Annotated in this window: 22 protein-coding genes; 9 read left to right on the forward strand and 13 right to left on the reverse strand. The window is 66.6% G+C overall.

Annotation, left to right across the window (positions count from 1 at the left end; all coding sequences use genetic code 11):
- The first annotated feature begins 37 nt into the window (after positions 1-37).
- Positions 38-505, forward strand: coding sequence for an SRPBCC family protein (locus P7B02_RS11720; RefSeq protein WP_277786523.1), 468 nt, complete (start codon positions 38-40; stop codon positions 503-505).
- A gap of 1 nt (position 506) precedes the next feature.
- On the opposite strand, the gene P7B02_RS11725 is transcribed toward P7B02_RS11720, so the two are convergent.
- A complete protein-coding gene (locus P7B02_RS11725) occupies positions 507-914 on the reverse strand; it encodes a hypothetical protein (RefSeq protein WP_277786524.1) in 408 nt (135 codons plus the stop codon).
- Positions 915-1,053: 139 nt separating this feature from the next.
- Here P7B02_RS11725 and P7B02_RS11730 point away from each other — a divergent pair, with 139 nt between their 5' ends.
- From P7B02_RS11730 to ybaK, 3 genes are all read left to right on the forward strand, one after another.
- Entirely contained in the window at positions 1,054-1,848 is a 795-nt protein-coding gene (locus P7B02_RS11730) for a LytTR family DNA-binding domain-containing protein (RefSeq protein WP_277786525.1), read from the forward strand.
- A 97-nt stretch (positions 1,849-1,945) separates the two neighbouring features.
- Positions 1,946-2,656 carry a hypothetical protein gene (locus P7B02_RS11735; RefSeq protein WP_277786526.1) on the forward strand — a complete coding sequence of 237 codons (711 nt, stop codon included), beginning with the start codon at positions 1,946-1,948 and terminating at the stop codon, positions 2,654-2,656.
- A 65-nt stretch (positions 2,657-2,721) separates the two neighbouring features.
- Positions 2,722-3,192 (forward strand): Cys-tRNA(Pro) deacylase, encoded by a 471-nt coding sequence (gene ybaK, locus P7B02_RS11740; RefSeq protein WP_277786527.1) that lies wholly within the window; start codon positions 2,722-2,724, stop codon positions 3,190-3,192.
- Here the strand turns inward: ybaK and P7B02_RS11745 are convergent.
- A complete protein-coding gene (locus P7B02_RS11745; RefSeq protein ID WP_277786528.1) occupies positions 3,189-3,569 on the reverse strand; it encodes a VOC family protein in 381 nt (126 codons plus the stop codon). The two genes, ybaK and P7B02_RS11745, sit on opposite strands and share 4 nt — an antisense overlap.
- A gap of 158 nt (positions 3,570-3,727) precedes the next feature.
- Here P7B02_RS11745 and P7B02_RS11750 point away from each other — a divergent pair, with 158 nt between their 5' ends.
- The gene (locus P7B02_RS11750; protein WP_277786529.1) at positions 3,728-5,362 is read left to right on the forward strand and encodes an amidohydrolase family protein; all 1,635 of its coding nucleotides are present in this window, start codon (positions 3,728-3,730) and stop codon (positions 5,360-5,362) included.
- 16 nt (positions 5,363-5,378) lie between these two features.
- Here the strand turns inward: P7B02_RS11750 and P7B02_RS11755 are convergent, their stop codons facing one another.
- The 4 genes from P7B02_RS11755 to tcyJ are packed head-to-tail and all read right to left on the reverse strand — an operon-like array spanning position 5,379 to position 8,499.
- Entirely contained in the window at positions 5,379-6,272 is an 894-nt protein-coding gene (locus P7B02_RS11755) for an ROK family protein (protein ID WP_277786530.1), read from the reverse strand.
- A 17-nt stretch (positions 6,273-6,289) separates the two neighbouring features.
- The gene (tcyN, locus tag P7B02_RS11760) at positions 6,290-7,042 is read right to left on the reverse strand and encodes an L-cystine ABC transporter ATP-binding protein TcyN (RefSeq protein WP_277786531.1); all 753 of its coding nucleotides are present in this window, start codon (positions 7,040-7,042) and stop codon (positions 6,290-6,292) included.
- Positions 7,039-7,710: a cystine ABC transporter permease gene (gene tcyL / locus P7B02_RS11765; protein WP_277786532.1), complete on the reverse strand. Its 672-nt coding sequence runs from the start codon at positions 7,708-7,710 to the stop codon at positions 7,039-7,041. Before tcyL ends, tcyN begins: the two co-directional genes overlap by 4 nt.
- 3 nt (positions 7,711-7,713) lie before the next feature.
- The gene (gene tcyJ, locus P7B02_RS11770) at positions 7,714-8,499 is read right to left on the reverse strand and encodes a cystine ABC transporter substrate-binding protein (protein ID WP_277786533.1); all 786 of its coding nucleotides are present in this window, start codon (positions 8,497-8,499) and stop codon (positions 7,714-7,716) included.
- Between the two features lie 130 nt (positions 8,500-8,629).
- Between tcyJ and P7B02_RS11775 the strand changes: the two genes are divergently transcribed.
- On the forward strand, positions 8,630-8,836 hold the full coding sequence (locus P7B02_RS11775; RefSeq protein ID WP_277786534.1) for a hypothetical protein: 207 nt from the start codon (positions 8,630-8,632) through the stop codon (positions 8,834-8,836).
- 10 nt (positions 8,837-8,846) lie between these two features.
- Here P7B02_RS11775 and P7B02_RS11780 read toward each other — a convergent pair whose 3' ends face one another.
- Positions 8,847-9,536 (reverse strand): hypothetical protein, encoded by a 690-nt coding sequence (locus tag P7B02_RS11780; RefSeq protein ID WP_277786535.1) that lies wholly within the window; start codon positions 9,534-9,536, stop codon positions 8,847-8,849.
- A gap of 121 nt (positions 9,537-9,657) precedes the next feature.
- Positions 9,658-11,292, reverse strand: a complete 1,635-nt coding sequence (locus P7B02_RS11785; protein ID WP_277786536.1) for a pectate lyase — start codon at positions 11,290-11,292, stop codon at positions 9,658-9,660.
- Positions 11,293-11,437: 145 nt separating this feature from the next.
- Between P7B02_RS11785 and ligD the strand changes: the two genes are divergently transcribed.
- On the forward strand, positions 11,438-14,101 hold the full coding sequence (ligD, locus tag P7B02_RS11790; protein WP_277786537.1) for a DNA ligase D: 2,664 nt from the start codon (positions 11,438-11,440) through the stop codon (positions 14,099-14,101).
- A gap of 1 nt (position 14,102) precedes the next feature.
- On the opposite strand, the gene P7B02_RS11795 is transcribed toward ligD, so the two are convergent.
- On the reverse strand, positions 14,103-14,966 hold the full coding sequence (locus tag P7B02_RS11795) for a Ku protein (protein WP_277786538.1): 864 nt from the start codon (positions 14,964-14,966) through the stop codon (positions 14,103-14,105).
- A 60-nt stretch (positions 14,967-15,026) separates the two neighbouring features.
- Here P7B02_RS11795 and P7B02_RS11800 point away from each other — a divergent pair, with 60 nt between their 5' ends.
- Positions 15,027-15,257 (forward strand): sulfurtransferase TusA family protein, encoded by a 231-nt coding sequence (locus P7B02_RS11800; protein ID WP_277786539.1) that lies wholly within the window; start codon positions 15,027-15,029, stop codon positions 15,255-15,257.
- On the opposite strand, the gene P7B02_RS11805 is transcribed toward P7B02_RS11800, so the two are convergent.
- The 3 genes from P7B02_RS11805 to P7B02_RS11815 form a co-directional block, all read right to left on the reverse strand.
- The gene (locus tag P7B02_RS11805; RefSeq protein ID WP_277786540.1) at positions 15,229-16,173 is read right to left on the reverse strand and encodes a YihY/virulence factor BrkB family protein; all 945 of its coding nucleotides are present in this window, start codon (positions 16,171-16,173) and stop codon (positions 15,229-15,231) included. The genes P7B02_RS11800 and P7B02_RS11805 overlap by 29 nt on opposite strands.
- A 46-nt stretch (positions 16,174-16,219) precedes the next feature.
- Positions 16,220-17,347 (reverse strand): CaiB/BaiF CoA transferase family protein, encoded by a 1,128-nt coding sequence (locus P7B02_RS11810; RefSeq protein WP_277786541.1) that lies wholly within the window; start codon positions 17,345-17,347, stop codon positions 16,220-16,222.
- A gap of 72 nt (positions 17,348-17,419) precedes the next feature.
- On the reverse strand, positions 17,420-17,998 hold the full coding sequence (locus P7B02_RS11815; protein WP_277786542.1) for a TetR/AcrR family transcriptional regulator: 579 nt from the start codon (positions 17,996-17,998) through the stop codon (positions 17,420-17,422).
- A 110-nt stretch (positions 17,999-18,108) separates the two neighbouring features.
- Between P7B02_RS11815 and P7B02_RS11820 the strand changes: the two genes are divergently transcribed.
- Positions 18,109-19,074 (forward strand): SDR family NAD(P)-dependent oxidoreductase, encoded by a 966-nt coding sequence (locus P7B02_RS11820; RefSeq protein WP_277786543.1) that lies wholly within the window; start codon positions 18,109-18,111, stop codon positions 19,072-19,074.
- Positions 19,075-19,120: 46 nt separating this feature from the next.
- Here P7B02_RS11820 and P7B02_RS11825 read toward each other — a convergent pair whose 3' ends face one another.
- Positions 19,121-19,885 carry an SDR family NAD(P)-dependent oxidoreductase gene (locus P7B02_RS11825; protein WP_277786544.1) on the reverse strand — a complete coding sequence of 255 codons (765 nt, stop codon included), beginning with the start codon at positions 19,883-19,885 and terminating at the stop codon, positions 19,121-19,123.
- Between the last annotated feature and the right edge of the window lie 34 nt (positions 19,886-19,919).

Here is a 19,919-nt window from a genome sequence, read left to right on the forward strand (position 1 = left end):
AACATGATTGCCGGACACAGACAACGGGAGCCGACCCATGGACCTCAAGTTCGCCGTCGCCCGGCGCATTGCCAAGCCTGTCAGCGAGACATTCGAAGCGGTCGTCAATCCCGATCACCTTTCTCAGTTCTTCACGACCGGCGGCGCCAAGGGGCGCCTTGAGACGGGCTCCGTCGTCACTTGGGATTTCCACGACTTCCCCGGCGCCTTTCCGGTGCAGGTGGTCGAGGTGGAGAAGGACAAGCGCATCGTCCTTCGATGGGATGGCGCTGAGAATGCGGTCGAGCCCGACGCTTCAGGCGCCCGCCTGACGACGGTCACCATGACCTTCGAGGCGCTGGCGGATGGCCGAACGCTCGTCCGCATCACCGAGGAGGGCTGGTTGCAAAGCCCGGAAGGCCTCAAGGCCTCCTACGGCAATTGCGAAGGCTGGACAGGCATGCTCTGCGCCATGAAGGTTTGGCTGGAGCATGGCCTGAACTTGCGCGACGGCTTCTACAAATAGCTCAGACGTCGGCGCGGCCCTCACGGACGACCGCCCACACCGTCAGCAGCCCGCCGATGACCGCAGGCGTGGTGACCGCCGGAAAGTCGCGCAGCAGGACCGACGGGCCACAGATCCCGACCGCGACTTCCCAGAAGTGAAATAGCGCGTGGCCGCCCAGCCAGAGGCTCGCCGCGCCCCACAGGATGACCCTGTGGCGGGAAAGCATGACGCCTGTCAGATAGGCCGCGCTGACCAGCAGGAAGATCAGCCCGATATCCCGCAGGAAGTGCTGGTTGAACGGCCCGGTCGTGGTGACGCCCGGGATGGCGAAGTACCAGTCAAGCGGCGCGACCAGCATGAAGGTACCGTTGGCGCCGAGGCCGACACCCAGGACCGTTGCGAGGCCCAGTATGAACTTGGTCGACATGAAATCTCCTTGTCATCCGAGGCCGGCGAAAATCGGCGCGGCCTGATGCGGACAAGACGAGACAGCGGCCGTTCGTGTGACATTGTCAGCTGATGGCTGGCGAATCGACGATCTCAACGGTGTGCGTTAGATCGCTTTCATGGCTTCCGGCTCGCCCTCGCCTTTCCATCCGCGCCTGATCGCCGCCGCACTCGGGGCGTGGGTCCTGGCGGCGTTCGTCAGTGCGGGTCAGGGCTACGCCTTTGGCGTCTTTTCAGGGCGGACGCAGCCCTGGTGGCCGACGCTGGCCTATAGTCTGGCGATCTTTTCGATCTGGGCCTTGATCTCACCTTTCCTGCTTGCGGCGCTGTCGCATGCGCTTCGGATTGAGAAGGTCAGTCTTCGCATAGCGGCGTTGGTTCTCGGCGCACCGCTCGCGATGCTGCTGCATGTGGCGGTCTTCGCTGTCGCCTTCCATCCGATCTACGGCCAGGGCCGATCCGCCGTCGACATGATCGCCCCGGTGCTGGCGTCCAACATCGACACCGCCGCGCTGGCTTACGGTCTTCTGATCGCGGGCGCGCGGCTGGACATTCGGCGCACGGCCGGACGCTCCACGCAGCCGGCCGCCGAGGGGCTTTGGATTCGCAACGGCGCAGCCGCCAGTTTCGTGGGCTATGGCGAGATCGACTGGATCGCCGCCGCCGGCGATTACGCCGAGATCCATGCCGGCGCCCGCAGCCGCCTGACCGACCAATCGCTGACCGCCCTCGCCGACGTCTTGCCCGCCGCCGAGTTCGCCCGCATCCATCGCAGCGCTATCGTCCGCCTCGACCGTGTGCGCCGGATTCAGGGCGTCGGGCGCGGCGACGCCGAGGTGGAGTTGCGCGACGGCCGCCGCCTTCGCCTCAGCCGTAGGTTTCGCTCAGGCCTCGCCGGACGCCTGCCGGTCTAGACCCGCTCGCCGCCGCAGCGGTCCCGCCTGGCGATACGCACTTTGGGGACGCCGACCTGGCGGCCATCACAACCTCCTGTTCACCTGGAGGCTCGCCTTGAAACTTCGCTCCGTCGCCGTCGCGCTCGCCCTCTTCTCAAGCACATCCGCGGCGCACGCCGCCTGTCCCGCGCAACCCGCTGATGCGGTAGCGGTGATCGGGGCGCTCCACGGCCTTCATGCGAAATCCAGCGGCTTCAGCTACGCCGCCCTGCGCCGCGCGATCCTGGATTTCAAACCTGACGTTCTGGTTCTGGAGGTGCGCCCGGACGAACTCATCGACCGCGCCGTCACGCCCGGCCGTCCGGAGTATCCCGAGGTCATTTGGCCGCTCCTCAAGCAGCGCAAGATCGTCTCCGTGCCGATGGAGCCCGGCGGTGACGTGTTCAAGGCGATGATCACCGAGGCCGGCTCCGCTTTCGAGACCTTCCGCCGAGATCAGCCCGACAGCGCCAAGGCCCTCAGCACGCTCGATGATGCGACCGAGGCGGCCTTGCTGACTTATTGGAGCACGCCCGCCCGCGCTCACGACAGCCTCACCGCAGCCGCAGCGGCGGGCCTGGGTGCGGTCCGGTACGGCCTGGCCGGTGACAAGGCCTTCGGCGTGCAGGTGCGCTGGGACAACTACATGGCCGACCGCGTAGCCGAAACGGTCGCCGCTCATCCGGGCCGCCGCGTCCTGGTTCTGGGCAGTTGGCGTAATCGAGAGCGCCTTGTTCAGGCGGTGATCCCCTCCCGCCTCGTCGACGCCTGCTTCGCCGTCGACTAGGCCTTGCATGGAAGGGCTGGCGGGAGCGAAACAGGCGCAACCGTCATTTCGCGAAGCGTCCGACCATGGCCAAGACCACGCCCGCCACCCTCGCCCTCGACAAGGCCAAGGTCGCCTATGTCCTGCAGACGTATGACTACGACCCCAATGCCGAGCGCGTGGGCCTGCAGGCGGCCGAGGCCATGGGCGTCACGCCCGACCGGGTGCTGAAGACCTTGATGGTCAAGGCGGACGGCAAGCCGGCCTGCGTGGTCATTCCGTCCGACCGCGAAGTCAGCATGAAGAAGCTGGCCGCCGCCTTGGGCGCCAAGTCGGCCGAGATGATGCCGCCGCCGGAGGCCGAACGTCTGACCGGCTTCAAGGTCGGCGGCATCAGTCCCTTCGGCCAAAAGCGAAAGGCCCCGACCGTGGTCGAGGCCGACGCCCTCGCCTTCGACGAGGTGTTCGTCAACGGCGGCCAGCGCGGGCTTCAGGCCCGACTGAAACCGCAGGACCTGATCGCCGCCCTGGAGGCCAAGGCCGCGAACGTAAGCTAGCCGCGCGCCAGATTGTAGGCGCAGAGCTTGTTGCCGTCGAGGTCACGGAAGTAGGCGAAGTACATGCCCGGCATGCGCGCGCCCGGCTCGCCCTCGCACTGGGCGCCGAGCTCCACGGCCTTGGCGTAGAACGCATCGACCTCAGCCGTGGAATTGAAGCCGAATCCGGCCATGGAGCCGTTGCCGACGCAGGCCTCGGCGCCGTCATAGGGACCAAGCACGCCGAACATGCCCGTGCCCTTGCCGCGATAGAGGCGGCCGCCAGACGGGTGTTCATAGACCGGCGTCATCTCGATGGAGCCCAGCAGGGCGTCATAAAACGCCTTGGCCGACTCCAGCTTGTTGGACCCCACGGTGAAATAGTTGAGACTCGCCACGACCAATCCTCCCAGTTGGTATTTTAAAGCAACGCTATCATGGCGCAGGCTTTAGGCAAATCGACGCCAAGCCTTATCGGAGCGGTTGCGTCGCCGCGTCCGCCCGTTATCGTCCCCGCGCCGGACGGGGGTCCGGCTCAAGTTTCGTAGGGGGGATAATGCGTCGTTTGAACCTGTTGCTGGCTGGCGCCGGCATCGCCGTCGCCATGGCTTGCATGACCGCACCGGCGATCGCCCATGTGGCCGCCGAACCGGCCGCCGCCCCGCGCGCCAGCCTCAATCCCGCCCCGGCGCGCAAGGCGGGCGAAGGCTTTGGCCCTTACCGCAAGCTGGTCATCCGCGGCGTGACCCTGGTCGACGGCACCGGCGCCCCGCCGCGCGGCCCGGTCGACATCGTCATCGAGAACGACAAGATCACCGATGTGCTGCAGGCCGGCTGGCCGGGCATGCCCCTCAAGCAGAACCGCGAGCCGCGCGACGCCGACCATGAGATCGACGCCACCGGCATGTACGCCCTGCCCGGCTTCGTCGACATGCACGCCCACGCCGGCACGCCGCAGAAGGCCGCCGACCTGGAGTATGTCTACAAGCTGTGGCTGGCCCACGGCGTGACGACCGTGCGCGGCGTCAGCCTGGCTCCCCAGGCCATCGCCTCGTCGGAAAAGAACCGCAGCGCCCGCGGCGAGATCGTCGCCCCGCGCATCTATAACTACCAGACCATCGGCTCCGGCTGGACGGGCGGCCGCATCACCGGCCCGGACAAGGCTCGCGCCTGGGTCCAGTGGGCGTCCAAGAACAACGTCGACGGCATCAAGTTCTTCGGCTGGAACGACGAGACGCCGGAGGTGATGCTGGCGGCCATCGACGAGGCCAAGAAGGTCGGCATGGGCACCGTGGCCCACATCGCCCAGCCGGGCGTCGCCAGCCTGAACGCGAAGCAGCTCGGCGAAGCGGGCCTGGGCACCGTCACCCACTTCTACGGCCACTTCGAGTCCCTGCTCGCCAACGGCCGCCTGCAGAAGTACCCCACCGACTACAACTTCTATGACGAAGCCAAGCGCTTCGGCGAAGCCGCCGAGATCTGGGACGAGGTGGAGCCGGGTTCGGAAGCCTGGTTCGACTACCTGAAGGCTCAGAAGGCCGCGGGCGTGAACTTCGACCCGACCATGACCATCTACGCCGCCTCGCGCGACCTGATGAAGGCCAAGAACGCCGACTGGCACTCGACCTACACCCTGCCGACGCTGCTGGACTACTACCAATCCACCCGCGACAACCACGGCAGCTACTTCTTCGATTGGACGACCTCCAACGAGGTGGCCTGGCGCAACTTCTACAGCCGCTTCATGCGTCTGATGAACGACTACAAGAACATGGGCGGCCGGGTGACGACCGGCTCGGACAGCGGCTTCATCTGGAAGCTCTACGGTTTCGGCTACATCGAAGAGCTGGAGCTGATGCAAGAAGCCGGCTTCACCCCGCTGGAAGTGGTCCAGGCCGCCACCATCAACGGCGCCCGCACCCTGGCCGATCCGAAGCATGAAGCCCCGACCTTCGGCATCGTGAAGCCGGGCTACAGCGCCGATCTGGTGATCACCCCGGAAAACCCGCTGGCCAACTTCAAGACCCTGTACGGCACCGGCCACCAGCGCCTCAGCGCCGACAACAAGATCGAGACTGTCGGCGGCGTGAAGTGGACCGTCACCCGCGGCGTCGCCTATGACGCCAAGGCCCTGCTGGCCGATGTGAAGGCCATGGTCGACAAGCAGAAGGCCGATCGCGGCCAGAAGTAGATCCGTCGTCGGGCGGTCAGGCCCAGAGCCTGGCCGCCCCGCGCACCCCTGAGCTGTCGCCCCACTTCGCAGGGGCGATCTTCGCCTCCCACACGTCCGAGAAGACGTAAGAGCGGATCACCCGCGGCAGGCGCTCATAAAGCTCGCCGACATTGGACAATCCGCCGCCCAGGACGAAGGCGTCCGGGTCGATCAGGTTACAGGCCACGGCCATGGCCCGCCCCAACCGATCCACATAGCGGTCAAAGGCGGCGACGGCCTCGGCCTCGCCTTCACGCATGGCCTTGATGATCGCTTCGCCCGTCAGGTCACGCCCGGTCGCGGCCTTATAATCCCGGCGAAATCCCGTGCCCGACACCCAGGTCTCCAGGCAACCCATCTGGCCGCACCAGCACTTGGCGCCGGGAAGCTCATCCGCCTTTGGCCACGGCAGGGGCATGTGCCCCCATTCTCCCGCAATGCCGTTCGCGCCGTTGATCAGCTTGCCATCCACCACGACGCCGCCGCCGCAGCCGGTGCCGACGATGATGGCGAACACCACCTTCTCGCCCGCCGCCGCGCCGTCCACCGCTTCCGACAGGGCTAGGCAGTTGGCGTCGTTGGCCATGCGCACCGGGCGTCCCAGCGCCTTCTCCAGATCAGCATCGAAAGGCTTGCCGTTCAGGTAGAGGGAGTTGGCGTTGCGCATCAGGCCCGTGCGCGGCGAGATCGAGCCCGGACCGCCAAGGCCGACCGTCCCCTGACCGCCCGCCTCGGCCTCCACACGGACGATCAGTTCGACGACGGTGCGGATGGCGGCGTCATAGTCGCCGGGATTGGGTTCGCGCAGGCGCGCCAGGAACCGGCCGTCGGCGTCGAGCGCCGCCGCCTCGATCTTGGTGCCCCCGAAATCGACGCCGATCTGGATCATCTCAACTCGCCTAAGAACTAGCCGGCCAGGAACTTACGCAGGAAGCGCCGGGTGCGTTCCTCCTTCGGCGCGGCGAACAGAGCCTTGGACGGCCCCTGCTCCACCACCACCCCGCCATCCATGAAGATGGTCCGGTCGGCCACGTCGCGGGCGAAGCTCATCTCGTGTGTGACAATGACCATGGAGCGCTTCTCCTGCGCCAGGTCACGGATCGTCGCCAGCACCTCGCCCACCAGTTCGGGATCGAGGGCGCTGGTCGGCTCGTCGAACAGGATCACGTCCGGCCGCATGGCCAGGGCGCGGGCGATGGCCACCCGCTGCTGCTGACCGCCCGACAGGCGGGACGGATAGGCGTCCGCCTTCTCGGCCAGCCCGACCTTGGCCAGAAGGTCGCGGGCGCCGGCCACGGCTTCGGCGCGCGGCTCCTTCTTCACGATCACCGGACCTTCGATGACGTTCTCCAGCGCCGTGCGATGAGGAAACAGGTTGAAGCTCTGGAACACGAAACCGACATGCAGGCGCAGCGACTTCACCGCCGCCTTCTGCCTGGCCAGCGGCTTCGCTCCGTCCAGCACCACGCCGGCCACGCTGATCGTCCCGGCGTCGGCCGCCTCCAAGGCGTTGAGGCACCGCAGCAAGGTCGTCTTGCCCGAGCCGCTGGGGCCGATGATGGCGACAACCTCGCCCTCGCCCACCGTCAGATCGACGCCCTTGAGAATCTCGTTGTCGCCGAACCGCTTATGGAGGCCGCGCACCTCGATCATGCTCATCGCGCGGCCTCCCGGCTGTGCCGGCTGGCGCGCTTCTCGGCGGCGCTCTGAAGGGTCGCCAGACCGGTCGAGACGATCCAGTAGATGGCCGCCGCCGACAGATACATGGCGAATATCTCGTAGGTCCGGGCGGTGATCAGCTGCGCCTGACGGAACAGCTCCGGCACCTGGATAGTCGCCGCCAGTGAGGTGTCCTTCACCAGGCCGATGAAGCTGTTGCCCAGCGGCGGCAGGGCCGTGCGCGCCGCCTGGGGCAGGATGATCCGCACCAGGGTCTGCCCCCGGTTCATGCCGATGGCGCTGGCGGCCTCCCACTGGCCGCGATCCACGGCGGCGATGGCGCCGCGCAGGATTTCGGAGGCATAGGCCCCGACGTTCAGGGAAAAGCCGATGATCGCCGACGGCATCGGCTCGATCTCGATCCCGATGGTCGGCAGGCCGTAATAGATCAGGAACAGCTGCACCAGCAGCGGCGTGCCCCGGAACGCCGACACATATACCGCCGCGATCCAGCGCACGGGCGCCAGGGTCGACAGCCGCATCAACGCCAGGCCAAAGCCCAGCAACAGCCCCAACGCCATGCTGCTGACCGCCAGCACGATCGTGAAGAGGCACCCCTTCAGCAGAAAGGGCGCCGACTGCATGATGAGGTCGAGACCCGTCTCCATCCGTTATTTCGTCACGTCCTGGCCGAACCACTTGGTGGAGATCGCCGCCAGCTCGCCCGAGGCGCGAAGGTCGTCGATGGCCTTGTCCACAGCGGCCTTGACCTCGTCGCTTTTCTTGAAGGCGACGCCCATCTCGGTGCGTGCGAACGATTGCCCCGAGGCTTTCACCGGCGCGCCGCTCTTCACCAGGTCCAGCACCACCAGCTTGTCGTTCAGCACGGCGTCGATGCGCCCGGCCTTGAGGTCCTGGTACTTGGTGGGATCGTCGTCATAGGTCTTCACGACCGCCGTCGGCACGTCGCTGCGCAGCCACGCTTCGTAATTGGTGCCCAGGCCCACGCCTACGGACTTTCCGGCCAGATCGGCCGGGGTGGCGATGGGGCGCGGGTCGTCCTTGCGAAGAATGATCTGGATGCCGCTGACCGTATAAGGCTGCGAGAAGCCGTACTTGGCCTGACGCTCCGGCGTCATGCTGATCTGGTTGGCGACCACGTCCAGGCGGCCGGACTCCAGGCCGCCCAGCAGGCCGGCGAACGGCGTCTGGATGAACTCGGCCTTCAGCCCCATCTTCGCGGCCAAGGCCTTGCCGAAGTCGATCTCGTAGCCGGCCAACGCCCCATCCCTGCCCTGGAAATTGAAGGGCGGGTACGTCCCCTCAACACCGATCCGCAGGACGCCGCGCTCCTGGATCGCAGCCAGGCCTTCTTTCTTTTCACCCTTGGCGCAGGCGCTCAGGGCGAGCACGGCAGCCAGGGCGACAAAGGCGCGGCGATGAAGGCGAGCAGACATGGCGGCTCCGAATCTGGTTTTCGCCACTATAGGCCGCTGCACGAAAATCCGAGCGGCGCCTTGCGGCCTTGCGTGTAATCCGCATAGAGGCGCCTAAGTATCAGCGCAATCGCCACGCACGGTCCCCTGGATGCCCGACGAACTTGTGCCCAGACAGAAGAAAGGCCCGGAACGCATCGTCGTGCGCCCGGACCAAGTCTATCAGCAAGAAAGCCGGGGACTCGAAGGCCTGCCGCGTTCTCTGCGCAGCCATATCAACGAGTTCCTGGCCATCTCATTCATCGTCGTGATCGGTCTGCTCGGCGCGGCCGCATTGGCCATCACCGTCCTTACCTGATCACCGCGCCCTAGCGCGGATCCGGATCCACGATCGGCGGGGTCGCATTCACCGGCGGCTGCGCGTTCATCGGGTCGACCGTAAGCGCATCCGGCTGAGGAGTCGGCGCCGGGGCCGGCGTGGAGGCCTGCGGAATGGCCACGATCGGCGGCGGCACGCTGGCGGACACATCGCTGGTCGCCGCAGACGCGCTCGGCGCGGTCACACGAGAGGCAGCCTGAACACGCTCGGTGGCCTCAGCTGCGGCGGCCCGGCTTTCGGCCGAAGCGGCGACACGGCGCGGAGCGGGCGTCGAACGGACGGCCGGAGCCGGCGCGGCGGCGGGCTCGGTGACCGGTTCAGCCTCGGCCACCTCGGTCGGCATCGGCGCCGGATTAGGGGCCGGGGCCGGCGTGGTCACCGGTTGCGCATCCGCGATCTCGGTCGTGGCGGCCTCATCGGTCGTCTTGGGGCCGCTGGTCGCCCAGACCAGGGCGCCCGTGGCGACCAGCGCCACCGGAATGGCGAACAGCATCATCTTGTTGGTGGCGCTGCTCTTGGCCTTGCGGGCGTAGACCGGCCTATAGACGCCGTCGTCACGGTCCAGATTGACCGGGCCGCCGTCCACCGGACGCTCGCTGCGGATGTTGCGCGCGGCGTAGTTGTCCTCACCGCTCAGGTCGGGACCGCCAAGGTTCGGGCCAGGATGATAGGACGTCATCTTGTCTTCCTCCGTTATCTGAAGTCGGAGGGAGAACGAGGCTCAGGTTCCTACTGTTCCGCTCGGCGCGAAATGACCTTGAGCTCGTCACAATCGCGCCCCGATCCTGAAACGCGCGTTTTCAGGTCTTCGGAAGACTGTCCAGATACCTGATCAGCATGCCCATGTTGTCGATATAGGCCCCGGTGGAGATGCCGATCGGCGGGTTCTCGGCAACGTAGGGCGAGGTGTCCGTCTTGTCCCCCACCCGCGTCTGCGAATAGTCGCCCGGCGCCGGGGTGGGCGAGCCGTCACCCGCATAGGGATTGCTCGCCGCCTTCAGTTCGGTCGGCCACCAGCCGGCCTTGTTCAGGCCCGCGATCAGCTTTTGCGCATCCTCCGGCTTCACGCCGTCGGCGACGTGCAGGGCGTTGACGTTCAGGTCGGAGACCGAGACGTCGTCGCCGGTGAAATACTTGGGCAGGCCGATGGAGCCCGGCTTGGCCTTCAGGGGCGAGTTCTTGGACACCTCGGCCGGTGACGCCGCCTTCAGCGCCTCATACTCCGCCCGCAGCTTGGAGACGTTCACCGCGCGGGTGGAGCCGTAGTGGATGACCGTCTTGTCGGGATTGTAGTCGGCGTAATAGCGGCCATTGACCACGTTGGAGCCGGAGCGGTGGATGAACAGCGCCTTGCCCGTGCCGATCTCGATGAAGGTCGGGTGCGTGCGGCCATCCTTGGCCAGTTCCGGCGGCAACTTCACCTGGTCCAGCCAGTCTAGCGCCTCGGGAATGCGGGCCAGGAACTTCGGATCGCCCGTCAGACGATAGAAGCCCATCATTGAGGTGACGTTCTGCGCCGTCGTATGGGTGGCGAAGGCCTTGGGTTCATAGGTCCGCGCGCCGGCCGGCTTCAGATCCTCGACGGTATGCTGCAAACCCCAGCCCGGCTGCGGTTGCGGCTGCTGGGTGACCACGAAGCTGTTCATGGCGCGGTTGATCGGGTCGACCACCCGCTGATCGCCCAGGGTCTGATAGACCATGAGCAGGAACTCCAGGTTCTCGCCCGCCACGTCGTCGTTGAAGGTGATGTAGCCTGTATAGTCGGCGTTGCCGTGCAGGCCGCCGTCCTTGGTCAGCGGATAGCGCTGCGGCCAGCCGCCCACGGGATACTGGCTGTCCAGGACGAAGCTGATCGCCTTCTGCAGCGGGGCCCAGTACTGCTTGTCCTTCTTTTCCAGATAGATGCGCAGCATGAACTGCGACGCCTCGGCGGTGCCGGCGTCGTCGAAGGTGGCGTTGCCGTAGTAGTGCTGGAATTCCTCCAGCCGCCAGCCGTTCTTGCCGATGGTGTCGTACCAACGCTTGATCGAGTCTTCGCCGGCGAAGTCGTACAGATAGTTCCACCCACCGGCCGGATGCTGGGCCGCGATCAGGGCCGAGGCCGCCGACTGGGCCGCCGTGTAGTAATACTCGTCGCCGGTGGCGTGATAGGCGTCCAGGAACAGGTGGCCCGCCGTCGCCGTGCCTGGCGGCTGGACCCACATCATGGTCGGAAACGCCTCCATCTCGCCGAAACGGCGGGAGAAGTCGGGCAGGTACGACCACACATAGCCGCCCTTGTAGGCCACGGTCTCCACCATGAACTGCGTGGCGCGCTTCATGGTCGCCAGGGTCTGGGCCCGGGTCGGAACAGCGCTTTGCGCCATGACCGGAGTGAAGGCGGCCAGGGCGGCGCCCATGGCCAGCAGGCCGCGACGGGACATCGAATTGTTCATGGTGACCGCTTCTCCCCAGACTTTGTTTTGATGATGGCTACCCCTGGATGACACCGGTGTCCACGGGTTCCGGGGTTCGTTGAGCGGAACCGCCGCAGTTCGTGTGGATTTGGCCCTCGAGACGCCAGAGCGGGAAACATCGACCGTGGCCAGCGCCAAGCTTTCCACCTATCGCGCCAAACGCGATTTCACCAAGACCGCCGAGCCCAGCGGGAAGGGGGCTGTCGAGGCCTCCGAACGCCTGCGCTTCGTCATCCAGAAGCACGCCGCCACCCGCCTGCACTACGACCTGCGCCTGGAGCACAAAGGCGTGTTCCTGTCCTGGGCGGTGACGCGCGGCCCATCCCTCGACCCGGCCGACAAGCGCCTGGCGGTGGAGGTTGAGCCGCACCCCCTCGACTACGGCGATTTCGAAGGCGCCATCCCAAAAGGCCAGTACGGCGGCGGCACGGTGATGCTGTGGGATCGCGGCTACTGGTTTCCACCGCCCGGCGAGGACGTGGACGCCATGCTGAAGAAGGGCGACCTGAAGGTCGTCTTCGCCGGCGAGCGGATGCAGGGCGAATGGGTGCTGGTGCGCATGAAGCACGACCGCAACGGCGGCAAGCGCACCAATTGGCTGCTGATCAAGCATCGCGACGGCTATGAGCATGAGGACGACGACGACGCTCTGCTGAACGATAACGCCTTCTCTATCGCTTCCGGCCGCAAGATGGAGGAGATCGCCGAGGGCAAGGGCAAGGCCCCCACCCCCTTCATGACCGATCAGAAGCGAAGCGCCGGGTCGGTGTGGAAATCCAACCGCGATCCGGAGGCCTCCGCAGAGAAGGCCGCCCGGAAAGCCGACGCCCCCAAAGCCAAGGCCTCCCAACGCCCGAAGAAACCGGCGAAGGCCGCCAGGCTCCCTGACTTCATCGAGCCGCAGTTCTGCAAGCTCGTCGATCGCCCGCCGGTCGGCGACGGCTGGGGCCATGAGATCAAGTTCGACGGCTACCGCATGCAGCTTCGCGTGCACGACGGCGCTGCGGCCCTTCGCACCCGCAAGGGCCTCGACTGGAGCGACAGCTTCCCCGCCATCGTGGAGGACGCGGCAGACGCCCTACCCGACTGCATGATCGACGGCGAGGTCGTGGCGTTGGACGAGAACGGCTCTCCCGACTTCGCCGGCCTGCAGGCGGCGCTTTCGGACGGCCGGACCGACGACTTGATCTACTACGTCTTCGACCTGCTGTTCGCGGATGGCGAAGACCTTCGCCCCCTGCCCCTTTCCGAGCGCAAGACACGGCTGAAAGCGCTGCTGGAGAAGGCCAAGCCGGGCGACGGACGCATCCGCTACGTCGACCATTTCGCCACCGGCGGCGACGCCGTGCTGCAATCGGCCTGCCGCATGTCGCTGGAGGGCATCGTCTCCAAGAAGCTGGACGCTCCCTATCGCTCAGGCCGTGGCGGGGACTGGACCAAGTCCAAGTGTCGCGCGGGACATGAGGTGGTCATCGGCGGCTACACCACCACGGGCTCGGCTTTCCGCTCCCTGATCGCCGGGGTGAATCGCAACGGCAAGCTGGTCCACGTCGGCCGCATCGGCACCGGCTACGGCAAGGAGAAGCTCGCGGACCTGGTGCCCAAGCTGAAGGCGCTGGAGACCGACAAATCTCCCTTCGAAGGCGCGGGCGCTCCCCGGAAGGCCGCAAACGTCCGCTGGGTGAAGCCGCAATTGGTGGCCGAGATCGAATACGCCGGCTTCACCGGCGACGGCGCTCTGCGCCAGGCCAGCTTCAAGGGGTTGCGCGCCGACAAGCCGGCCAGGGAAGTGCAGTCCGAAGCGCCGGTCCCTGTCGAGGAAGCCGAGTTGGCGCAACCCGCGCCCGCCAAGTCCAAGGCGAAGGCCCGTCCCGCCGCCAAGGCTCCTGCCGCCGACAATCACGTCCTGGGGATCACCATCTCCAGCCCCGACCGTATCGTGTGGCCGGACGCCGGCGACGGCGAGCCCGGGACCAAGCTGGACAACGCCCGCTATCTGGAGGCCGTCGCTGACTGGATGATGCCGCACATCAAGGGGCGCCCCTGCTCGGTCATCCGTTTCCCGGACGGCATCGGCGGCGAGAAGTTCTTCCAGCGTCACGTGGGCAAGGGGATGTCGAGCCTGATCGCCGCCAAGGAAGTGTCCGGCGACCGTCAGCCCTACATCCAGATCGACCGCAAGGAGGCGATCATCGCCCTCGCCCAGTTCGGCTCCATCGAGTTCCACCCCTGGAATTGTCAGCCGGACGACGTGGAGCACGCCGGACGCCTGGTCTTCGACCTCGATCCCTCCGAGGAGCTCGGCTTTGACGTGGTTATCCAAGGCGCCCGCGAAATCCGCGACCGCTTGGAGGAACTGGGCCTGGTCAGTTTCTGCAAAACTACGGGGGGCAAGGGCCTGCACGTGGTCACGCCGCTCACCGCCGGCAAGGCCGCCGTGCCGTGGGACGAGGCCAAGGCCTTCGCGCGGGAGGTCTGCGACCGCATGGCCGCCGACAGCCCCGACCGCTATGTGGTCAACATGGCCAAGAAGGTCCGCAAGGGCCGGATCTTCCTCGACTATCTGCGCAACGACCGCATGTCGACAGCAGTGGCGCCGTTATCCCCCAGAGGACGGCCGGGCGCGCCGGTCTCCATGCCGCTGAACTGGACGCAGGTCCGCACGGGGCTGGATCCCAAGCGCTTCAACATCCGCACCGTCCCCGACTTGTTGGCCAGGAGCACGGCTTGGGCCGACTATGACGACGCAGCCCGCTCGCTGGCGGCGGCGATCAAGCGGCTGAAATAGATCAGGACGCCCGCTTGCGCGCCGCCGTCGGCTTCTTGCGCGGCGTCGCCTTCTTGGCCGCCGTCGCGGGCTTGCGTCGCGTTGCGGCGCCGCTGGACCCCAAGCTCTTCTTCAGCGCCTCCATCAGGTCGACGACATTGGTGTCGTCCGGCTCCTCGACCTTCACCTTGCGGCCGACGCCTTTCTCCTTCTGCGCGATCAGCTTGCGCAGGGCTTCTTCGTAGCGATCCTTGAAGTCGGACGGATCGAAAGGGCCGTCTTTCTGCTCGATGATCTTTTCGGCGATGGACACCATGCCCGCATCGGCCTTCTTGGCCGGGATGTCGTCGAAATAGTCGGCGGCGTCGCGCACCTCGTCATGACTGCGGATGGTGTAGGCCAAAAGGCCCTTGTCCCGCGCCTCGATGGCCATGATCCGCTCACGCGTGTGCATGACGACGCGGCCAAGCGCGATCCGCCCGGTCTTCTTCAGGGCGTCGCGGATGACGCTGTAGGCCTCGATGGCAAGCTTGCCGTCCGGAACCAGGAAATACGGGCTGTCCCAGTAGAGGCGGTCGATCTCGTCCTCATCCACGAACCGCTCGATGTCGATGGTCTTGGTGCTCTCCAGCCGGACGCTGTCGATCTCGTCCTGGGTGACCACGATGTAGCGGTCCTTCTCGTACTGGTAGCCCTTCACCAGATCGCGACGCTCCACCGGCCCCAGCTCGGGATCGGTGGGCACCATGCGGATGCGGTTGTGCGTGTCCTTGTGCAGCAGGTTGAAGTGAACATCGCCCGCGGCCGCCGTTGCGGTGTACAGAGCCACAGGACAGGTCACCAGCGACAGGCGCAGGTGCCCCTGCCAGGTCGGACGTGCAGCCATGATCGAACCTCTTCTCCCAGAACGAGCGAATCAACGCCGCCGGAAGCGCGAGGTTCGATCGTGAGCGAGGAGATCCTGGTCGACGCTCGGGGGCACCACTGCCCCGTCCCGACGCTGCGCCTGCGCAAGGCGCTGGAGCAGGCCCCTGCCGGCGCCCGCATCCGCCTGCTGGCCACCGATCCCATGGCGAAGATCGACGTTCCGCACTTCGCAAGCCAGTCCGGCGCTCAGCTCCTGGAATCCGGCGAGGACGCCGGCGCGCTCAGCTTCCTGGTGTCGAAGCCGCTCTGAGGTCTTCGGTCTCCAGCTGCGCCAGCAGCCGGCGCGGAGCCTCTTCGATGGCGATCTCCACCTCGGTGGCCAGCGCCCCGCCGAAGAAGATCGCGTTGACGTTCCAGCTCAGCCAGATCAGCGCCACGATGATCGCCGCCAGCGAACCGTACATGGCGCCCAGGTGCGCGATCTGGTCCACATAGAAGGCGCTGGCCCAGGACGCCCCGACGAACATGGCCGCCGCCGCCGCTCCGCCGATGATCGAGGCCCGCCACCCCACCACCTTGGCCGACATGGCGTAGCGATAGACCAGCGTCATGCCGAGCGTCAGGCCCAGGCTGACCCAGGTCCACTCGCTGTAGATCCAGGTGACGCCCTCCAGCGGCCGCCAGTCCAGGGTCGCCCCCACCAGGCGGAAGGTCAGGAACACGCCCGACAGGAAGATCATCATGGCCATGGCCGCCAACAGGACGATCAGGGCCAGGAAGTTGAACTTGAAGAAACCGCGCGGGTCCTCTTCGTCATGAATGAAGGCCAATCCCGCCAGCATGGCCTTGAAGCCCCGGTGCGCCGCATAGCCGCCGATGATCAGCGAGATGGCGCTTTGAGCGGAGGTCGCCTGGATCGGCGCGTGCGACAGGCGGTTGAGCTCGCTGCGGAACAGCTCCTGGGCGCCCGGCGGCAGCAGATAGGCAAAGCTGTCGGCTTGCGCCGCCGCCGCCTCGGGGGTCAGCAGGAAAGTGTAGATGCTGACCAGCAGCGACAGGGCCGGAAACACCGCCAGCATGGCGAAGAACGACACCCCGCCTACATAGAGCATGACGTCACGGCCCCACAGGCGGCTGAGCGCCCGACCGAGCACCATCAGGACTTCACGCGTCCAGTAAAGCGGATCCAGGGCCCGGAATCGGTTGAGGAGCTTGCGCAGCCGCATCGGCGGAACCTGCCCGCCCGATTGCTGCGGCGCAACCTTCGAAGCTCTACAGCGCCTCTGTGCTCCTGAGCGCTTCGATCTCGTCGCCGCTGAAACCCCAGTCCGACAAGGCCGTGTCGTTATCGGCGCCGATCTTCGGGGGCGGACCCTGGATCACGCCCGGGGTCGCCGAAAAGCGCGGCGCCGGCGCGGGCTGGGTCACCCCGCCCAACTCCAGGAAAGTCTGACGCGCGACGTTATGCGGATGCTTCGGCGCCTCATCCAGATCCAGAATGGGGGCGAAGCAGACGTCCGTGCCGCCCATCAGGGCCGTCCACTCGTCCTGCGTCTTGGTGAGGATCACGGTCGCCAGCTTCTCGCGCAGGGCCGGCCATTCCTCGCGGCTCATCTGTTCCTGGAAATGCGGATCGGTGATCCCCGTCTTCTCCAGCAGCAAGGCGTAGAACTGAGGCTCGATGGAGCCGATCGACACCCACTTGCCGTCGCGGCACTGATAGGTGTCGTAGAAGTGCGCCCCGCCGTCGAGCATGTTGGCGCGGCGCTCCTCGCGTTGCAGGCCCATGGCCTTGAAGCCGTAGAACATCGACATCAAGGACGCCGCGCCATCGCTCATGGCGCAGTCGATCACCTGCCCCTGCCCGCTTTCGCGCGAATGGATCACACCCGCCAGCAGGCCGAAGGCGAGGTAGAGCGCCCCGCCCCCGAAATCCCCCACCAGGTTCAGCGGAGGCACCGGCTTGTCCTCGGTTCCGATGGCGTGCAGGGCGCCGCTGATGGCGATGTAGTTCATGTCGTGGCCGGCGGCGGTGGCATAGGGGCCCGTCTGTCCCCAGCCCGTCATCCGGCCATAGACCAGCTTGGGATTACGCTTCAGCGCCACATCCGGCCCCAGGCCCAGACGCTCCATGACACCCGGACGGAAGCCCTCGAACAGCGCCTCAGACCGCTCGACCAGCTTCAGGCAAGCCTCGACCGCCTCGGGTTTCTTCAGGTTCAGGGCGATGGACCGCCGCCCCCGGGCGGTGATGTCCGCCGGGGACGACCGGCCCGAACCCTTGCGGTCGATCCGCACCACATCGGCGCCCAGGTCCGACAGCAGCATGCCGCAGAACGGCCCCGGCCCGATGCCGGCGAACTCCAGCACCTTCAATCCTGCAAGCGGCCCCTGAGCCATGACGACCTCCCTGTTCTTATCCTCAGGCTGGCAAGCCTGACGCACGGGCAGGCAAGACAGAAACGCCAGTCTCTAGGATTGGGGCTTCAGGCCGGCCATCAGGATGTCGATCAGGCGACAGGCGCTTTGCGCCCAGCCCGGCTGGTCGTAGCCGTAGCTGACCCCGACCATGGCGCGATAGACATCATCGTTCGTGACGTCTGAGCGGATGTCGCCGGCATCGATCGCCGCCTGCGTCAGCCTTTTCATGGCGTCGGTGATCGTCGCGCCGGAGGCCGCATAGACTTGCGCGCTGTCGCCAGTGGAAGCTTGCAGAGCCGGCATGATCACCCGCTTGGTGGACATGTAGTCGACCAGCAGATGCAACCAGGCCTCAAGCGCTTCGCCCGCGCGGCGGGTCTCCAGCAGCGTATCGGCCCAGGCGCCAAGCTGCTCGACCTCGCGCTGATAGACCGCCGACAACAAGGCGCCGCGGGTCGGAAAGTGCCGATAGAGCGTCCCGATCCCCACCTTGGCCTGCCGGGCGATCTCCTCCAGAGGCACATCAGCGCCCAGTTCAGTGAAAGCGGCCTTGGCCGTCTCCAGCAGGCGGATGCGATTGCGAAGGCTGTCGGCGCGCGGCTTGCGCCTTTTTTCTGCTCCGGTCTCCACCGTCGCTCCTTGAAAAACGGAGGGGCCCTCCGAATATATGCGGAGACCGCCTCCGCTTTTACACCTGGATGGCGATCATAACAACGATCCACCTCCCGGGAGAGATGTCCATGAGCGGACCTTACGGCGCCAAATCCACTACTGATGAAGTCCTGAACGGCGTGAACCTCAGCGGCAAGCGCATCCTTGTGACCGGCGCCTCCGCCGGCCTCGGCGTTGAAACCGCCCGCGTGCTGGCCGCCCACGGCGCGCATGTGGTCGGCGCGGCGCGTGATCTGGAGAAGGCCAAGCGGGCCACCGAAGTGGTGCGCGCGGACGCCGCGAACGGCGGCGGCCTCGAACTGATCGAACTGGACCTGGCAAATCTCGCCTCGGTGCGCGCCGCCGCGGACAAACTTCTGGCCGCCGGCCAGCCCTTTGACGTCATCATCGCCAACGCCGGCGTCATGGCCACGCCCTTCGGCCGCACCGACGATGGCTTCGAGACCCAGTTCGGAACGAACCATCTGGGCCACTTCGTGTTCGTGAACCGCATCGCATCGCTGCTGAAGGCGGGGTCCCGCGTGATCGCCCTATCCTCCGCCGGCCACCGCTTCTCGGACGTCAATCTCGACGATCCGAATTTCGAGACGACCGAGTACACACCCTTCGGAGCCTATGGGCGCTCCAAGACGGCCAACGCCCTCTTCGCGGCCGAGTTCGACCGCCGCCATCGCGACCGCGGGGTCCGCGCCGCCGCCGTTCACCCGGGCGGCATCCAGACCGAACTGTCGCGCCACATGAGCGACGGCGATATCGAAGCCCTGGTCGAGCAGATCAACGCCGCCCGCGCCCAAGGCGCGCCGGCCTTTGAGTTCAAGACCATCCCGCAGGGCGCGGCCACTTCGGTCTGGGCCGCGATCGTCGCTTCGGCCGACGAAATCGGCGGTCGCTACTGCGAGGACTGCCATGTGGCGGAGTTCGTCGGCGAGGAAGCCGACATGATGAGCGGCGGCGTGCGCCCCTACGCGCTCGACCCCGACAACGCCAAGGCGCTGTGGGCCAGGAGCGAGGAACTGGTCGGCGAACGGTTCTGACCCTGGCAAAGCCCGCCGATGTTCCAACATCGGCGGGCTTGAAGGCCTACAACGACTGCCCGTCGTCCACGGTGATCAGCGATCCGGTCATTCCGCGCGCGCCCGGGCCGGACAGCATCAGCAGGGCGGCGTCCAGATCGCCTTCCTGGCCCAGACGACGGCGTGGCAAGCCCTGGATCTGCTTCTTGCCGCCCTCGCTGGCGAACCACGCCGAATTGATCTCGGTCTCGATATAGCCGGGGCAGATGGCGTTCACGGCGATCCCGTGCCGCGCCCATTCCAGCGCCATGCCCTTGGTCATGTGGGCCGCCGCCGCCTTGGTTCCGCAATAGGTGGTCAGGCCCGGCAGAACCTTCTGGGCCGCGATGGAGGCGATGTTGATGATCCGCGCCTCACCCGCCCGGGCCCGGCCGTTCTCGATCATCCGTTTGGCCGCTTCCCGCGCGCCGAAAAACAGGCCCCGCACATTCACGGTGAAGGCCGCATCGAAATCCTCCGGCGTGATGTCGAGAGACCGCCCCTCCGCGCCCACGCCGGCGTTGTTGATCATGATCGAGATCGGCCCCAGAGCGTCCTGCACCTGATCCAGCACCGGTCCGATGGCGTGGGCGTCGCTGACGTCCAGCGCGAGGGCCACGGCCTTGCCGCCCCGCGCCTTGATCGCCTCGGCCTCAGCCTCAAGCCGGTCCGTCCGGCGAGCCAGCAGCGCCACCGCCGCGCCTTCGTCCGCCAGGATGTGGGCGAAGCGCCGCCCCAGCCCGCTCGAAGCGCCCGTCACGACCGCCACGCCGCCCGCCACAATACCTTGCATTAGATGTCCGTCCCTGATGATGCCCGTCTGTCGC

Source organism: Caulobacter segnis (assembly GCF_029543125.1).
GTDB lineage: Bacteria > Pseudomonadota > Alphaproteobacteria > Caulobacterales > Caulobacteraceae > Caulobacter > Caulobacter segnis_D.

Excerpts from the sequence above, each read along its gene's own strand:
- P7B02_RS11805 (WP_277786540.1), bottom strand. The coding sequence starts at position 16,173 with ATGCGGCTGCGCAAGCTCCTCAACCGATTCCGGGCCCTGGATCCGCTT.
- P7B02_RS11750 (WP_277786529.1), top strand. The coding sequence starts at position 3,728 with ATGCGTCGTTTGAACCTGTTGCTGGCTGGCGCCGGCATCGCCGTCGCC.
- tcyJ (WP_277786533.1), bottom strand. The coding sequence starts at position 8,499 with ATGTCTGCTCGCCTTCATCGCCGCGCCTTTGTCGCCCTGGCTGCCGTG.
- P7B02_RS11825 (WP_277786544.1), bottom strand. The coding sequence starts at position 19,885 with ATGCAAGGTATTGTGGCGGGCGGCGTGGCGGTCGTGACGGGCGCTTCG.
- P7B02_RS11780 (WP_277786535.1), bottom strand. The coding sequence starts at position 9,536 with ATGACGTCCTATCATCCTGGCCCGAACCTTGGCGGTCCCGACCTGAGC.
- P7B02_RS11775 (WP_277786534.1), top strand. The coding sequence starts at position 8,630 with ATGCCCGACGAACTTGTGCCCAGACAGAAGAAAGGCCCGGAACGCATC.
- P7B02_RS11820 (WP_277786543.1), top strand. The coding sequence starts at position 18,109 with ATGAGCGGACCTTACGGCGCCAAATCCACTACTGATGAAGTCCTGAAC.
- P7B02_RS11795 (WP_277786538.1), bottom strand. The coding sequence starts at position 14,966 with ATGGCTGCACGTCCGACCTGGCAGGGGCACCTGCGCCTGTCGCTGGTG.
- P7B02_RS11755 (WP_277786530.1), bottom strand. The coding sequence starts at position 6,272 with ATGATCCAGATCGGCGTCGATTTCGGGGGCACCAAGATCGAGGCGGCG.
- P7B02_RS11725 (WP_277786524.1), bottom strand. The coding sequence starts at position 914 with ATGTCGACCAAGTTCATACTGGGCCTCGCAACGGTCCTGGGTGTCGGC.
- P7B02_RS11730 (WP_277786525.1), top strand. The coding sequence starts at position 1,054 with ATGGCTTCCGGCTCGCCCTCGCCTTTCCATCCGCGCCTGATCGCCGCC.
- P7B02_RS11810 (WP_277786541.1), bottom strand. The coding sequence starts at position 17,347 with ATGGCTCAGGGGCCGCTTGCAGGATTGAAGGTGCTGGAGTTCGCCGGC.
- tcyL (WP_277786532.1), bottom strand. The coding sequence starts at position 7,710 with ATGGAGACGGGTCTCGACCTCATCATGCAGTCGGCGCCCTTTCTGCTG.
- P7B02_RS11785 (WP_277786536.1), bottom strand. The coding sequence starts at position 11,292 with ATGAACAATTCGATGTCCCGTCGCGGCCTGCTGGCCATGGGCGCCGCC.
- ybaK (WP_277786527.1), top strand. The coding sequence starts at position 2,722 with ATGGCCAAGACCACGCCCGCCACCCTCGCCCTCGACAAGGCCAAGGTC.
- tcyN (WP_277786531.1), bottom strand. The coding sequence starts at position 7,042 with ATGAGCATGATCGAGGTGCGCGGCCTCCATAAGCGGTTCGGCGACAAC.
- P7B02_RS11720 (WP_277786523.1), top strand. The coding sequence starts at position 38 with ATGGACCTCAAGTTCGCCGTCGCCCGGCGCATTGCCAAGCCTGTCAGC.